14 protein-coding genes are annotated in these 14,772 nt (G+C 72.1%); 7 read left to right on the forward strand and 7 right to left on the reverse strand.

Annotated features, from left to right (window positions below):
* Window positions 1-153: 153 nt before the first annotated feature.
* Window positions 154-723 carry a putative endonuclease domain-containing protein gene (locus tag GE115_RS06270; RefSeq protein WP_153683967.1) on the reverse strand — a complete coding sequence of 190 codons (570 nt, stop codon included), beginning with the start codon at window positions 721-723 and terminating at the stop codon, window positions 154-156.
* 634 nt (window positions 724-1,357) lie between these two features.
* Here GE115_RS06270 and GE115_RS06275 point away from each other — a divergent pair.
* Window positions 1,358-2,866, forward strand: coding sequence for an XRE family transcriptional regulator (locus GE115_RS06275; protein WP_153683968.1), 1,509 nt, complete (start codon window positions 1,358-1,360; stop codon window positions 2,864-2,866).
* Window positions 2,867-2,869: 3 nt separating this feature from the next.
* Here GE115_RS06275 and GE115_RS06280 read toward each other — a convergent pair whose 3' ends face one another.
* The gene (locus GE115_RS06280; protein WP_153683969.1) at window positions 2,870-3,277 is read right to left on the reverse strand and encodes a DUF7144 family membrane protein; all 408 of its coding nucleotides are present in this window, start codon (window positions 3,275-3,277) and stop codon (window positions 2,870-2,872) included.
* A gap of 169 nt (window positions 3,278-3,446) precedes the next feature.
* Between GE115_RS06280 and GE115_RS06285 the strand changes: the two genes are divergently transcribed.
* The 4 genes from GE115_RS06285 (at window position 3,447) to GE115_RS19080 (ending at window position 6,588) form a co-directional block, all read left to right on the forward strand.
* Window positions 3,447-4,088, forward strand: coding sequence for a GntR family transcriptional regulator (locus tag GE115_RS06285; protein WP_216648777.1), 642 nt, complete (start codon window positions 3,447-3,449; stop codon window positions 4,086-4,088).
* Window positions 4,085-4,564 (forward strand): OsmC family protein, encoded by a 480-nt coding sequence (locus GE115_RS06290; RefSeq protein WP_153683971.1) that lies wholly within the window; start codon window positions 4,085-4,087, stop codon window positions 4,562-4,564. The genes GE115_RS06285 and GE115_RS06290 overlap by 4 nt, the downstream gene beginning before the upstream one ends.
* A gap of 138 nt (window positions 4,565-4,702) precedes the next feature.
* On the forward strand, window positions 4,703-6,151 hold the full coding sequence (locus GE115_RS06295) for an NAD(P)/FAD-dependent oxidoreductase (RefSeq protein ID WP_312854952.1): 1,449 nt from the start codon (window positions 4,703-4,705) through the stop codon (window positions 6,149-6,151).
* Window positions 6,148-6,588, forward strand: a complete 441-nt coding sequence (locus GE115_RS19080; RefSeq protein WP_312854953.1) for a cupin domain-containing protein — start codon at window positions 6,148-6,150, stop codon at window positions 6,586-6,588. The genes GE115_RS06295 and GE115_RS19080 overlap by 4 nt, the downstream gene beginning before the upstream one ends.
* Before the next feature lie 9 nt (window positions 6,589-6,597).
* Here the strand turns inward: GE115_RS19080 and GE115_RS06305 are convergent, their stop codons facing one another.
* The 5 genes from GE115_RS06305 to GE115_RS06325 form a co-directional block, all read right to left on the reverse strand.
* Window positions 6,598-7,347, reverse strand: a complete 750-nt coding sequence (locus GE115_RS06305) for a winged helix-turn-helix transcriptional regulator (protein ID WP_153683973.1) — start codon at window positions 7,345-7,347, stop codon at window positions 6,598-6,600.
* 13 nt (window positions 7,348-7,360) lie between these two features.
* On the reverse strand, window positions 7,361-7,813 hold the full coding sequence (locus GE115_RS06310; RefSeq protein WP_153683974.1) for a VOC family protein: 453 nt from the start codon (window positions 7,811-7,813) through the stop codon (window positions 7,361-7,363).
* A 96-nt stretch (window positions 7,814-7,909) separates the two neighbouring features.
* Window positions 7,910-8,344 (reverse strand): GlcG/HbpS family heme-binding protein, encoded by a 435-nt coding sequence (locus GE115_RS06315; RefSeq protein ID WP_153683975.1) that lies wholly within the window; start codon window positions 8,342-8,344, stop codon window positions 7,910-7,912.
* Window positions 8,328-9,860 carry an APC family permease gene (locus GE115_RS06320; RefSeq protein ID WP_153683976.1) on the reverse strand — a complete coding sequence of 511 codons (1,533 nt, stop codon included), beginning with the start codon at window positions 9,858-9,860 and terminating at the stop codon, window positions 8,328-8,330. Before GE115_RS06320 ends, GE115_RS06315 begins: the two co-directional genes overlap by 17 nt.
* Before the next feature lie 151 nt (window positions 9,861-10,011).
* The gene (locus tag GE115_RS06325; protein WP_153683977.1) at window positions 10,012-11,715 is read right to left on the reverse strand and encodes a PucR family transcriptional regulator; all 1,704 of its coding nucleotides are present in this window, start codon (window positions 11,713-11,715) and stop codon (window positions 10,012-10,014) included.
* A 102-nt stretch (window positions 11,716-11,817) separates the two neighbouring features.
* Here GE115_RS06325 and GE115_RS06330 point away from each other — a divergent pair, with 102 nt between their 5' ends.
* Window positions 11,818-13,305 (forward strand): CoA-acylating methylmalonate-semialdehyde dehydrogenase, encoded by a 1,488-nt coding sequence (locus tag GE115_RS06330; protein ID WP_153683978.1) that lies wholly within the window; start codon window positions 11,818-11,820, stop codon window positions 13,303-13,305.
* Between the two features lie 12 nt (window positions 13,306-13,317).
* Window positions 13,318-14,676, forward strand: a complete 1,359-nt coding sequence (locus GE115_RS06335; protein ID WP_153683979.1) for an aspartate aminotransferase family protein — start codon at window positions 13,318-13,320, stop codon at window positions 14,674-14,676.
* Window positions 14,677-14,772 lie beyond the last annotated feature (96 nt).

The raw sequence follows: 14,772 nt of genomic DNA on the forward strand, positions 1-14,772 counted from the left end.
ATCGGATTCGAGCCGCTCCCCCGTCCGCCGGCGCCTCACCAATTCCCCCGCTCGCCGCCTCCCTGACTCCCTCCCCCGAACGGACGCCAGCTGCGCCGATCGGGGACCCGCCGCCACGACTGGCGTCCGTTCGTTGCGGCGCGTGCAGGGCGGTCACGCCCGGGCGGCCTCGAAGGCACGACCGACCGCGGCGAGCACCTCCCGATCGGACATCCGGCCCGAGAGCCGCACGACGATCCATCCCGCCGCGGCCAGCGAGTTGTACCGGTCGAGGTCCCGGGCCCACTGGGTGGCATCCGTACGGTGGTGGTCGCCCTCATACTCGAGCAGCACGCGCTCCGCCCGGAACACGAGGTCGCCGCGGAACACCCGACCGTTCGCGAGGCGGATCCGGCCGTTCGGCTCCGGCTCACGGTACCCGGCCCGCGTGACCAGCAGACGCAGTCTCGTCTCGCGCGGGGAGTACACATCGGCACGGATGAGCCCGCGAGCCGCGCGGAGGTCGCGCGCTCCCCGCCGCCACGCGTGCGCGAGGACCGCGGCGTCGATCTCCTCGATGGCGGCCAGCCGGTACGGAAGCCCGATGAGTCGGTCACCCGCGGCGACGAGGTCGTCGATTCCGACCAGTCCGCAGAGCCCGATCCAAGCCGCGATCGGGCCGACGACCCTCACGCCGTTGATCGACCGCGTCTCGACCGGCCGCTCGGTGGTGTGACCGACCACCCGATCGCTCCTCGGCGCTCGTCCGCCGTCGAGCGCGACGACGTGCAGGCGGGTATCACGAGCGAGACTCGCGGGGAGCGGCAGCCCCCAGATCGAGGCGGCTGTCGGCCCGGCGAATGCCTGCGAGACCGGCATACCCCGCGCGTAGGCGCGGGCGAGTTCCAGCGTCGACGGCGGCGTCGACCGAGGCATCCGGATGCCTCGGAACGGAGCGACGAGGTCGGGTGCCCGCAGTCGATGCGGTGGCACCCCGAGACCGAGTGCCTCGGCGACGGCGAATGGGCGACCGGTGATCGAATGGGGCAGTCTCGTCGGCATCGACGCAGCATCGCTCAGCCGCAAGCCCACCGCGCCCGGGGTGCTCTGGTGACCGGGCGCGCATGCCCGATCGAACCCTGTGCAGGAGTGCTCGCTCACCCTGACATCCGGGCCGCTCCGACCGCGAACGGACGCCAGACGCGCCTCGGAAGGCCATTCGCATGCATCTGGGGTCCGTTCGCGAGGGAATAACCGGGCGCATTTCGGCGCGACCCGATCGTTCGAGACACGAACATGGGCAGCCATGCGCGGCTGCCAGAGAATTTTCGGGGTTCTTCCGTTTGCGGCATCCGTCGCACCGTGTGAGCATCGAGGCATGGTCACCGCCGATCGATCCGGCCCCGCATCCCTCGCGGCGGCGCTCGCCGCGTCCGCCGACGAGACGGATGCCTCGGCCACGGTCGACGCGCTCACCCTCGGCCGGCGCATCCGCGACCGGCGCACCGCGCGCGGCATGACGCTCGGCGAGCTCGCGCAGGCGATCGACCGGGCGCCGAGCCAGGTCAGCGCAATCGAGAACGGCAAGCGCGAGCCGCGGCTGTCGATGCTGCGCACCATCGCGCTGGCGCTCGGCACCACGGTCGACGAACTGCTGCGACCGGATGCCCCGTCGGAGCGCGCCGCCCTCGAGATCGCGGTCGAACGCGCGCAGCGCGGACCGGTGTTCCAGGCGCTCGGGCTCGAGCCGTTCCGCGTGGCGAAGTCCATGAGCGACCAGACGCTCGCGACGATCCTCGCGCTGCACCACGAGATCGACCGCCTGCACCGCGAACGCGCGGCGACGCCCGAGGAGGCGCGGCGGGCCAACGCCGAGCTGCGCGCCGACATGCGGGCGCGCGACAACTTCGAGCCCGAGCTCGAGCGGCAGGCGGCAGCCCTCCTCGAGGCCGTCGGGTACGCGGGCGGCCCGGTCTCGCACCAGGTGGTCGCCGACCTCGCCGCCCATCTCGGGTTCTCGCTGCACTACGTCTCCGACCTGCCGCACTCGACCCGGTCGGTGACCGACAAGCGCCACGGTCGCATCTACCTGCCGACCGCCCAGTCCCCCTCGCGCGATTCGCGCTCGCCGATCCTGCAGGCGCTCGCCTCGCAGGTGCTGGGCCACGAGGAGCCGGCGAACTACGGCGACTTCCTGCGACAGCGCATCGAGACGAACTACCTCACCGCCGCGATCCTGCTCCCCGAGCAGGCCGCCGTGCGCTACCTGACCGAGGCGAAGAACCTGCGCCGCATCTCGATGGAGGAGCTCCGCGACCACTTCGCGGTCTCGTACGAGACCGCCGCGCACCGGTTCACGAACCTCGCGACCGCACGGCTCGGCATCCCCGTGCACTTCGTGAAGGTGCACGAGTCGGGCACGATCATCAAGGCGTACGAGAACGACCGGGTGAAGTTCCCCGCCGACGCACTGGGCGCCGTCGAGGGCACGACGATGTGCCGCAACTGGACGGCCCGCACGGTCTTCGACGTCGAGGACCGCTTCAGCCCCTGGTACCAGTACACCGACACGCCCTCGGGCACGTTCTGGTGCACCTCCCGCATCGAGAAGGCCAAGGAGGGCGAGTACTCGGTGTCGGTCGGCGTGCCGTTCGAGCACGTGAAGTGGTTCCGCGGGCGCGAGACACCGCATCGTGCGGTTTCACGCTGCCCCGATCCGTCGTGCTGCCAGGCGCCAGCCGGGCTGGCCGAGAAATGGGCGGATGCCTCGTGGCCGGCCGCTCGCACCCCCACGAGCCTGCTCGCGGCACTGCCGACGGGCACGTTCCCGGGCGTCGACCAGACCGAGGTGTTCCAGTTCCTCGAGGCGCACGCGCCGGTCGGGTGAACCTCAGCGCCCGACGGCGCGGCGCATCTCGGCTCCGTGGACCGTGAGGGCGTAGATCACGAGGATGTTCAAGGCGATGACGATCATCGCCCACCACGGCTGCGCCGGCAGCATGAAGACGTGACCGACGGCACTCACGATCGCGAGGATGATGGCGACGACCCTCGCCCAGGTCGCGCCGGCGAACAGGGCGAATGCGACGAGCGCCAGCGCGGCGCCGCTGATCAGGTGCCACCATCCCCAGCCGGCGACATCGAACATGAAGAGCGATCCTCCGGTGATGAAATACGCGCTGTCGGGGCCGATCACCGCGATCAAGCCGTAGATGAGGTCGAACAGTCCCGCGGTCAGGAGGACGCATCCCGCGAACCAGCCCCAGCCGACCCATCCGGTCGTTTCGGTGTCACTCATGGTCCCCACCCCTTCGGTCGGGCGACCGGCGTCGGACCGAGCGCCGACGTCTACCTCGCCTCGGCCGCAGGGTATCGGGAGCCCGAACCCGCCGCATCGTCCGGGGGCAGGCGGTTTCCAAATCGAGACATTGCATGCAATATTGTTTATTGCATGCAATACTGGTGGAGTGACCATCTCCGACAGCCTCCGCGAACTCGTCGTCACCGGGGCACTCGACGGCGCTGACCGGCTGAGCGAGAGCGCCATCGCCGCGCGCCTGGGCGTCAGCCGAACCCCGGTGCGCGAGGCCCTGCAGCGGCTCGAATCCGAGGGCCTGGTCTTCGCGCAGGGCCGCGGCGTGCGCATCCGCCGCCGGTCGCCGGCCGAACTGCGCGACGTCTACGAGGCGCGCGCGGCGCTCGACGGCTTCGCCGCGGCGCGGCTCGCCGAACGCCAACGGGCGGGCCGGCTCGCACCGGCCACGCTCGCCGAGCTCGACGAACTCGCCGAGCAGACGGATGCCGCGACCCGCTCCGGTGACCTCGCCGTCGCGACCGCGCGCAACCGTCGGTTCCACGAGCGGATCGCCGAGCTGGCCGGCAACCCGGTCATCACCCTCGCCCTCCGCCGCTATTGGGACCAGATCCAGGTCTCCACGCGGGCCGAGCTGGCCGCGCCCGCACGCGTCCGCGCCGTGCAGGACGAGCACGCCGGGCTGCTCGCCGCGATCCGTTCCGGCGAACCCGAGCGCGCCGCCACGCTGGCGCAGGCCCACGCCCTTGCCACCGCCGCCATCACCACGACCACCGCCCCCGAGGAGCACGCATGACCCGCGAACACCACTACGCCATCGACCTGACCTGGACCGGCGACGACGGCGAGGGCACGCGCACCTATCGCGGCTACCGCCGCGACCACGTGCTCTCGGCGCCCGGCCTGCCGGAGATCCCCGGCTCCTCGGATCCCTCCTTCCGCGGCGATCCCGCGCGATGGAACCCCGAGCAACTGCTCGTGGCATCCATCGCCCAGTGCCACCTGCTCTGGTACCTGCACCTCGCCTCCACGGCGGGCGTGGTCGTCACGGCGTACGAGGATTCGCCCACCGGCACCATGGTCGAGGGAGCCGACGGCTCGGGCAGCTTCCGCGAGGTCACCCTGCGCCCGCGAGTCACCATCACGGCCGACAGCGATCCCGAAGCGGCGGCCGCAGCGCACGAGCGGGTCGGCGCGTTCTGCTTCATCGCGCGGTCGGTGAACTTCCCCGTGCGCCACGAACCGGTCATCGTCGTGGAGGCGGCGGGCTGAGGCGACGCGACGAGTTCGACCACCGACCGCGCCGGACGACCCGTCCGACCGGGGCATCCGTTCACGACGGCCCGAAGCTGGCGCGCCGCGACCGTCGCGGGGAGGATGGGAAGTACCAACCGCATCGGAGTGATCCCCGTGGGAACCACCGTCTTCGAACGACGCCGCCCGCCCGCCGCGGTCGTCGAGCATTCGCTCGCCGACACCCGCGAATCCGTCTTCTGGATCGACGACCTTCCGCAGGCCGCCCGCCCCGACCGGCCCCGTCTGAAGGGCCGGCTCATCGCCGACCTCGTCGTGATCGGCGGCGGGTACACCGGACTGTGGACGGCGCTGCTCGCAAAGGAGCGCAACCCCGACTCGCACGTCGTGCTCGTCGAGGCCAAGCGCATCGGCTGGGCGGCATCGGGCCGCAACGGCGGCTTCTGCGAGGCGAGCCTCACGCACGGCGACGAGAACGGCCTCGCGCGCTGGCCCGGCGAGATGCCGCTGCTCAAGCGCCTCGGACTCGAGAACCTCGACGCGATCGAGGCGGCGGAGTCGCGGTACGGCATGGACTTCCAGTTCGAGCGCACCGGGCAGCTCGCGCCCGCGATCGAGGAGCACCAGGTCGAGTGGCTGCGCGAGGCGGCCGACGAGGCGGCCGCGCACGGCGAGGAGGGCGTCGTCTTCCTGGACGCAGCCGAGGTGCAGGCCGCCGTGCATTCCCCCACCTACCTGGCCGGACTCTGGGAGCAGCGCACCAACGGCATGCTGCATCCCGCCCTGCTCGCGGCCGAACTGGCGCGCGTCGCGCAGGAGCGCGGCGTCGAGATCTTCGAGCACTCCCCCGTGCGCCGCATCGAGACGCCGGGCTCGACGGGTGCGGTCGAGGTCTTCACCGACCACGGGCGCGTCGACGCCCAGCACGCGGTGCTCGCGACGAACGTGTTCCCGTCGCTCCTGAAGCGCAACCGCCTGATGACGGTGCCCGTGTACGACTACGTGCTGATGACCGAGCCGCTGAGTGACGACCAGTTGACATCGATCGGCTGGCGCGATCGCCAGGGCATCGGCGACCTCGCCAACCAGTTCCACTACTACCGGCTCTCGAAGGACAACCGGATCCTGTTCGGCGGCTACGACGCGATCTACCACTACGGCCGGCGCGTCCGGGAGTCGTACGAGCACCGGCCCGAGTCGTGGCAGCGGCTCGCGAGCCACTTCTTCACCACGTTCCCGCAGCTCGACGGCCTGCGTTTCAGCCACCAGTGGGCGGGCGCGATCGACACGAGCACGCAGTTCACCGCGTTCTTCGGCACCGCGCGCGACCACCGCGTGGCCTACGCCGCCGGCTTCACGGGCCTCGGCGTCGGCTCGACCCGGTTCGCCGCGGAGGTCATGCTCGACCTGCTCGAGCGCCGCGACAACGAGCGCACGCGGCTCGAGATGGTGCGCAAGCGCCCGCTGCCGTTCCCGCCCGAGCCGGCCGCCGCGATCGGCATCAATGCCACGCGCTGGTCGCTCGACCGCGCCGACCACAACCGCGGCCGGCGCAACTTGCTACTGAAGACGCTCGACGCGCTCGGCCTGGGGTTCGACTCGTGAGCGGCGAGACGACCGTGCGGCTCGCCGCCGCCACTACGACGGATGCCTCGAGCCTCCCGCTCCCGCACGAACCGGTCGCACCCGACCAGGTCGTCGCCGGTTCACCGACCACCGGTCACGCCGTGCTCGACGAGATCGCCGGCGACGCGAGTGCCGGCGACGCGAGTGTCGGCGACGCGAGTGTCGGCGAGGCGATCGCCGGCGAGGCGGCATCCGGCCGCACCGTCGGCGTGTGGGAGATGAGCGTCGGCGCGATGCGCGACGTCGAGGCCGACGAGATCTTCGTGGTGCTCGCGGGCGACGCGACGGTGGCATTCGAGCAGCCGGCGCTCGACCCGATCGAACTGCGGCCCGGCTCGGTGGTGCGACTCACGGCCGGCATGCAGACGACCTGGACCGTGCGCGAGACGCTCCGCAAGATCTACATCGCGCCGTAGCGGCGAGGCCTACGCGACCGACGCCGTCACGCCCGCTTCGCGCGAGTCGCCCACCGGCCCGATGGGCTCGATCCGGAAGGTCCGCGCGAAGCGCTTGACGAACGAGGCCCGGCCCGAGAGCACGGTCACCCCACTGGAATCCCCGACCGCGGCCCCATCGCCGACCCCGGCGAGCAGGTCGCGGAACGCCCGGGGCTCGGCCATCAGCTCGAGGATCGCCTCGGGCGGGTCGACGGATGCCACGGCCCGCGCCGGCTGGGGCAGCGCCCCGGGCCCGACCGGCACGATGTCGAGCGTCGTGCCGACCACGGTCGCCGAAACCGAGGTGCCGCCGACGTGCAGCACGTACTCGGTGGGCGGCAGCGCGGCCGCGGCATCCGGTCGGAAGGCGGCTCGCAGCGTCACGGCCAGGGCGTCGGCGGTGATGATCTCGCCCTCGGCGGGCTCGCCGAGGCCCGAGAAGCCCCAGCGTTCCAGCGCGAGCACGACCGGTTCGAGGGCGCGCCCCGTGGCCGTGAGCTCGTACCCGCCGCGCACCGTGGGCACACGGCGCAGGATGCCGGCCTCCTGCAACTCCTTCAGACGATCGCTCAGGATGTTCGTCGGGATGCGCGGGAGGCCGGCCTTCAGGTCGCTGTAGCGGCGCGCGCCGCCGAGCAGGTCGCGGACGATGAGCAGGGCCCACCGTTCGCCGACCCGCTCGACCGCGCGCGCGACGCCGCTGTACTGGCCGAGGCCCCGAGCGGCGCGAGTGGCCATCTCGGGCCGGCCGTCAGGCCGACGCCGAGCCGGCGCCCTGCTCGGCCAGGTACGCCTCGGGGCCCTGCTCGGCGGCGGCCGGCTCCATGTACAGGAAGGAGAGGTTGTTGCCGTCGGGGTCGTCGAGGTCGCGCGAGTACATGAACCCGAGGTCCTGCGGGTCGCGCGGCTCGGTGCCGCCGGCCGCGAGCCCCTTGGCGAGGATGTCGTCGACGTCCTCCCGCGAGTCGCGCGTGATCGCGAGCGAGACCTGCGCGTGGGTCTTCGGGTCGACGACCTGCTTGTCGGTGAAGGTCGCGAAGTACTCGCGCGTCAGCACCATGAAGTAGAGGTGCTCGTCGATTACGACGCACGCCGCGTTCTCGTCGGTGAACTGCGGGTTGATGCTCCAGCCGAGCGCCTCGTAGAACGCCTTGGCCCGCTCGAGGTCGGTGGTGGTCAGGTTGACGAAGATGCTGCTGGACATGATGTCTCCGGTCTCATGGATGGTGGTGGTTCCGGGTTGCAGCACCCAGCTTGCTCTTTGCAAGTGAACTTGTCAATAGCAAGTGAAATGGATGCCTCAGCCGGCGAACCTCTCCGCCGCCGCGGCCGCGCACGCGGCATCCTCGTCGGCGCTCGCACCGCTCACCCCGACACCCGCGGCCACCACGCCGTCGACGGCGAGCGGGAGCCCTCCCGCGAAGACGACGTACCGTCCGCCGCCGTTCGCGTGCAGGCCCGCGAGCGGTCCGCCCGGAACCGCGAGCGGTCCGAGGTCGCCCGTGGCGGCGCGGTGGGCCACCGCGGTGAACGCCTTGTCGACCGCGAGCGTCGGCCCGGCGATCTCGGCGCCGTCCATCCGGGCGAAGGCGACGAGGTGACCGCCGGCGTCGACCACGGCGATGCTGACCGCGACGCCCAGCGATTCGGCGTGGGCGCGGGCCGCCCCGACCAGCTCGACCGCGAGGTCGAGCGGGATCGAGGCGGCCGCGCGCAGCTCAGCGGCGTCCGGCATCCGCGTCGGTCCGGCCGGCAGCATCCGCGTCGCTCGACGCATCCGCGTGGCCCGTGGCATCCGCGTGGCCCGTGGCATCCGCATCGCCCGAGGCATCCGCATCGACCGCTTCCGCGGCGTCGCCCGTCGCGAGCACCGCGCCCGCGCGGGCGAGCACATCGGGCCGGCGGCGGCCCATGACGATCGCCACGACCGTCATCACGGCGATGAACGCGAGGATCAGGTACGGGAAGAACGCCAGCGGCGCCGCGGGCACGGGGTACACCTGGCCGTAGATCGGGATCGCGAGCAATGCGATGCCGAGCACCGGGAGCACGACGTGCCGCCAGACGCGCCGCTCGCCCCGGCCTGCGCCGCCGAAGTGCCGCATGACCGCGAGGTTCGTCAGGATGTAGACCGGGATGATCGCGAGCGTGAGGATCGAACCGAGGTACACGTAGGCGTTGAACGGCCCCGAAAGCAGGCCCACGCCGAACGTGAACACCACGGCGATCACGGCCTGCAGCCAGATCGCGTTCGTCGGCGTGGCGTGCACGGGGTGGATGCGTCCGAGCCCGCGCGGCAGCATGCCCTCGCGGCCCATCGCGAACAGGATGCGCACGACGCCGTTGTTCGCGTTCATCGTCACCGCGAAGATGCTCGAGATGCCGGCCAGGCCGATGAGCAGGTCGAGCCAGGGCGCGTAGGTGCGGGCCAGGGTGTTGAACGGCGCCGAGTTGCCGGCGAGGTCGCCGGCGCCGGCGATGCCGAACCCGATCATCTCGCTGTACGTGCAGAAGACGTAGATCGCACCGACGAGCAGCAGCGAGTAGAGGATGCCGCGCGGCACGTTGCGACGGGGCTCCTTGACCTCCTCGCCCAGGGTGGTCGCGGCCTCGAAGCCGACGAACGAGAGGATGCCGAAGGTCATGCCGAGCGCGAGTCCCGAGATCCCGGTGGGCGACGAGGTCGGCGAGAACGGCTCGAGCGTGAGCCCGTCGGCGCCGCCCTGCGCGAGCACGATCGCGCTCAGCAGCACGATCACGCCGACCTCGACGCAGAACAGGATCGCGGCCGTGCGCAGCGACCCGGCGATGCCGCGCAGCGACAGCACGAGCATGAGCGCGGTGAACACCGCCGAGATGATCGTCCAGTGGATGGTCACGCCGTACCCGGCGAGCACGTCCTGCGTGTAGACGCCGATCAGCGCGAGCTCAGCGGGAACCAGCAGCGCATAGGCGATGAACATGAGCCCGCCCGTGACGAACCCGGTGCGCGGCCCGATGCCGCGCGAGACGTACGTGTAGAACGAGCCGGCGCTCGGGAACACGCGCGCCATCTCCATGACGCTGCTCGCGACGACGAGCATGACCACGAGCGCGATCACGAAGACGAGCGGCATCGCCGCACCGGCACTCCCGGCGACCACCTGCGGGTTGAAGTAGACCGACACCGCCGGGCCCATCAGGGCGGCGGACATGATGACCGCGCCGCCGAGTCCGACCGCGTTGCTGCGCAGCGCGCTGCGTTCTGCCATGAGGCTCCTGTCTGAGAATCGAGGTGGACCAGACGCTAGGGCTGCGCGATCGGACGTGTCCAGACGCCATCGGGCATCGCGGCGCAGGTCCGAACACTCCGCCCGGAGCCGGCGCCGCTTCCGGCCGATCTGCGTGCCCGGCGGGCGACGGTCAGCGGGCCATGCTGCGGCGCACGAGCAGCGCCAGGTGCAGCGCGGTCTGCGTCTCGCCGTCGTCGAGGTCGACGCCCAGCAGCTCCTCGATGAGCGCGAGCCGCTGGTAGAACACCGAGCGCGAGAGGTGCGACGCGGATGCCGCGGCCGTACGGTTGCCCGGATGCGCGAGCATCGCGGCGAGCACGTCGAGCAGGTCGCCGCCCCGGCCGAGGTCGTACTCGATCAGCGGCGCGAGCATCCGCTCGCCGTGCTCCAGCAGCCGGTGGTCGTCGCGCAGCGTCGCGACGAGGCGCACGAGCGGGCGGTCCTCGGCGCGGCGCAGCGACGGTCCGCGCGCGCCGAGCGAACGGCCGGCGCGCGGCGCGGGTCCGCGGGCGAGGTCGACGGCCTCGTGCAGCGAGGCGAGGCCCTCCTCGAGTCCGGCCGCGGCCGAGCCGACCGAGAGCACGAGGCGCTCGGCCGCCGCGGCGTCTGCCGCGAGCGCGCGGGCGAACCCGAGGGCCACGGTGTCGTCGAACCGGCGCGACGGGGGCAGGGCGAGCAGCATCGCCGCCGCGGGTGCGGCGACCCGGGCCCCGGTGCCGTCGGGTGTCGAGCCGAGCACGACGCGTCCGCCCAGCTCGCGCGCCGCGGCATCCGCTCGCTCGACGGTGACCGCCGCGCCCGCCGCGACGAGCCCGTACAGGCGCATGCCGTCGACCGGCAGGCCCGCCGCCTCGAACCGGGCCGACGCGCCGGCGAGGCCGGCGAACCGGCCCGCCAGCAGCCCGTCGACGAGGCGTCGCCGGCCGATCCTCGCCCACTCGTCGGCGTCGCCGTCGGCCAGCCGACCCAGCGCGAGCGCGATCGCGCCCTGCTCCAGCACGCTCGCGCGCCCGGCCGGGTGCGGCGGACCGGGCAGCGCGATCAGGTGCCCCCAGCGGATGCCCCGCGCCTCAACCGGCACGATCAGCCAGTCGTCGGCATCGGCGACGGACTGGCCGCTCGCCCGGCGCGCGTCGTCGTCGCGGTGAGCCGCACGCGACCGCGCCTCCCAGCCGGTGAACAGGGCCTCGTCGTCGGCGAGCGGCACCTCGGCCGCGACGACCTCGTGCGCGAGGTTCTCGAGCACGACGGACGCCCCGAGCGTCTGCGCGAGCTGGTGCACGACGAAGTCGGCAGGCGATCCGCGCAGCGCGAGCGCCATGAACCGCTCGCGCACCTCGTCGCGGGCGCGCAGCGCCGCGGTCTGCTCCGAGATGATGCGGCTGTGCACGGCCTCGGTGAGGGCGACGAACTTCACCTCGCGGTGCAGGGCCACGAGCGCCAGCCCGTGCTCGCGCGCCGCGTCGGCCACGACCGCCGGAACGTAGCGGTAGTGCACGCCGAGCTCGAGCACGAGGCCCGCGAGGCCCGCTTCGACGAGGCCGGCCACGAACGCGCGCAGCTCGTCGGGCGCCTCGGGCCAGCCCGAGCCGGTCGACAGCAGCAGCTCCCCGCCGTTCAGCAGCCGCGCGACGCCCGCACTGTCGGAGGCGTGCGCCCAGCGCACCCTCGCGCCGAGCGCGTCGCCCGCGTCGTCGCCGACGAGCACCTCGGGCACGCCGTCGACGACCGCCTGCAGGGTGAGGATCTCGCGGACCGTGGGGAGCCCCTGGTCGGCTGACGGGTCGGGCGGACGATCCGTCCTGATCCTCGCCGCTTCGCGACGATCTGCCATCGTTGGGCCCTTTCCTGCTCTGCGACACTGAGGATCGTCAGCCTAGACGACGCTCGGTCGATGTGTCCGATCGGCGCCGACCACCGCACGCGAAGGAACACCATGAGCCTCATCCGCCACCATGTCGACGGCCGCGAGACCGGCGACGCCGAGCGCACCGGTCCCGTCTTCAACCCCGCGACGGGCGAGCGGGCGCACGAGGTCGCGTTCGCGTCGACCGCCGAGGTCGACGCCGCGATCGCCGCGGCGAAGGCGGCCCTGCCGGGCTGGCGGGCGACCGGATTGGTCAAGCGCGCCGACGTGTTCTTCCGCCTCCGTCAGCTGCTCGTCGAGCGTCAAGACGACCTCGCTGCCATCATCACGAGCCAGCACGGCAAGGTGCTCGCCGACGCCAAGGGCGAGATCAGCCGCGGCATCGAGAACGTCGAATTCGCGGCCGGGCTCGTGCACCTGCTGAAGGGCGAGCACGCCGAGCAGGTCGCGCGCGGCGTCGACGTGCACTCGGTCAAGCAGCCGGTCGGCGTCGTCGGCGCGATCACGCCGTTCAACTTCCCGGTCATGGTGCCGCTGTGGATGATCTCCTCGGCCATCGCCTGCGGCAACACGGTCGTGCTGAAGCCCAGCGAGAAGGACCCGAGCGCATCGGTCTTCCTCGCTCGGCTGTTCGAGGAGGCGGGCCTGCCCGCCGGCGTCCTCAACGTCGTGCACGGCGACAAGGTCGCGGTCGACGCGATCCTCGACTCCCCCGACGTCAAGGCCGTCAGCTTCGTCGGATCGACCCCGATCGCGAAGTCGATCTACGAGCGCGCCTCGGCCGCCGGCAAGCGCGTCCAGGCGCTCGGCGGCGCCAAGAACCACATGGTGGTCATGCCCGACGCCGACCTCGACTCGGCGGCCGACGCCGCCGTCTCGGCCGCGTACGGCTCCGCGGGCGAGCGCTGCATGGCCGTGTCGGTGCTCGTCGCCGTCGGCGACGAGGTCGCCGACGCGATCGTCGAGAAGGTCGCGTCGCGCATGGCGAAGCTGCAGATCGGCGACGGCACGGATGCCTCGAGCGAGATGGGCCCGCTCATCACGCGCGAGCACCGCGACAAGGTCGCCTCGTACGTCACGGGCGCCGCCGCCGAGGGCGCGACGGTCGTCGTCGACGGCACGCAGGCCGAATTCGAGGGCGACGGGTTCTTCATCGGCACGTCGCTGGTCGACCACGTGCGGCCCGGCATGAAGGTCTACGAGGACGAGATCTTCGGGCCAGTGCTCTCGGTCGTGCGCGTCGGCACCTACGACGAGGCCGTCGAGCTCATCAACGCGAACCGCTTCGCGAACGGCGTCGCGCTGTTCACGCGCGACGGTCGCACGGCGCGCCAGTTCGAGTTCGACATCGAGGTCGGCATGGTCGGCGTCAACGTGCCGATCCCCGTGCCGATCGGCGCGTTCTCGTTCGGCGGATGGAAGAACTCGCTCTTCGGCGACTCGCACATCTACGGCCCCGAGTCGATCCACTTCTACACGCGCTCGAAGGTCGTCACCACGCGCTGGCCCGACCCCTCCGAGTCGCAGGTCAACCTCGGCTTCCCGAGCAACCACTGACGGAGCATCCGCATGACCCTCACCCTTCCCGACCTCGCGGCCGACGCGCAGGTGCGCGCCGACGACCGCGCGCACGTCTTCCACTCGTGGAGCGCGCAGGCGCTCATCGATCCCCTGCCCGTCGCCTCGGGCGAGGGGTCGACCTTCCGCGACTACGCCGGCAACGCGTACCTCGACTTCTCGAGCCAGCTCGTGAACCTCAACCTCGGCCACCAGCACCCCGACCTCGTCGCGGCGATCCAGCGCCAGGCCGGGCGCCTCGCGACGATCCAGCCCTCGATGGCCTCCGACGTGCGCGGCGAGCTCGCCCGCCGCATCGCCGAGGTCGCGCCGGGCGACCTCGACAAGGTGTTCTTCACCAACGGCGGCGCCGACGCCAACGAGTACGCCGTGCGCATGGCGCGCGCGGTCACCGGGCGCCGCAAGGTGCTCTCGATGTACCGCAGCTACCACGGCGGCACCGCGACCGCGATCTCGCTCACGGGCGACCCGCGGCGCTGGCCGAACGAGCCGAGCGACGGCAGCGTCGCGCACTTCTTCGGGCCCTACCCGTACCGGTCGTCGTTCCACGCCGACTCCCCCGAGCAGGAGACCGAGCGCTCGCTCGCCCACCTCGAGCAGGTGATCGTGCTCGAGGGGGCGTCGACGATCGCCGCGATCATCATCGAGACGATCGTCGGCACCAACGGCGTGCTCGTGCCCCCGCCCGGGTACCTCGCGGGCGTGCGGACGCTGGCCGACAAGTACGGCATCGTCTACATCGCCGACGAGGTCATGGTCGGCTTCGGCCGGGTCGGCGAGTGGTTCGCGGTGAACCACTTCGACGTCGTTCCCGATCTCATCACCTTCGCGAAGGGCGTCAACTCGGGCTACGTGCCGCTCGGCGGCGTGGTCATCTCGCAGCGCATCGCCGAGTACTTCGACACCGTCGCGTTCGCGGGTGGACTCACGTACTCGGGGCATCCGCTCGCCTGCGCCGCCGGCGTCGCGACGTTCGAGGTGTTCGAACGCGACGGCATCCTGGAGCGCGTGCGCGACCTCGGCGCGCGCGTCGTCGAGCCGCGGCTGCGCGAGATCGCCGCGGTGCACCCGTCGGTCGGCGAGGTGCGGGGGCTCGGCCTGTTCTGGGCGATCGAGCTCGTGAAGGATCCGGCGACGCGCGAACCGCTCGTGCCGTTCAACGCGTCGGGGGCGGATGCCACGCCCGTGGCCGAGGTCGCCGCCGCGTGCAAGCGCGCCGGGGTCTGGCCGTTCACGCACTTCAACCGCCTGCATGTCGCGCCGCCGCTGATCATCTCCGAGGACGAGCTGCGCCGCGGCCTCGACGTCATCGACGAGGCGCTCTCCCTGGCCGACGCCCGCGTGGGCTGACCGGAGCCGCCGCCGGCAGCCTGCAGCTCCTGCGCGCCTCCTTCGGGGGTCGCGTCGCGGATGCCGCCCGCGAGTAGCATGGGCGGCATCCGCGGG

Origin of the sequence: Agromyces agglutinans (genome assembly GCF_009647605.1) — a bacterium.
GTDB lineage: Bacteria > Actinomycetota > Actinomycetes > Actinomycetales > Microbacteriaceae > Agromyces > Agromyces agglutinans.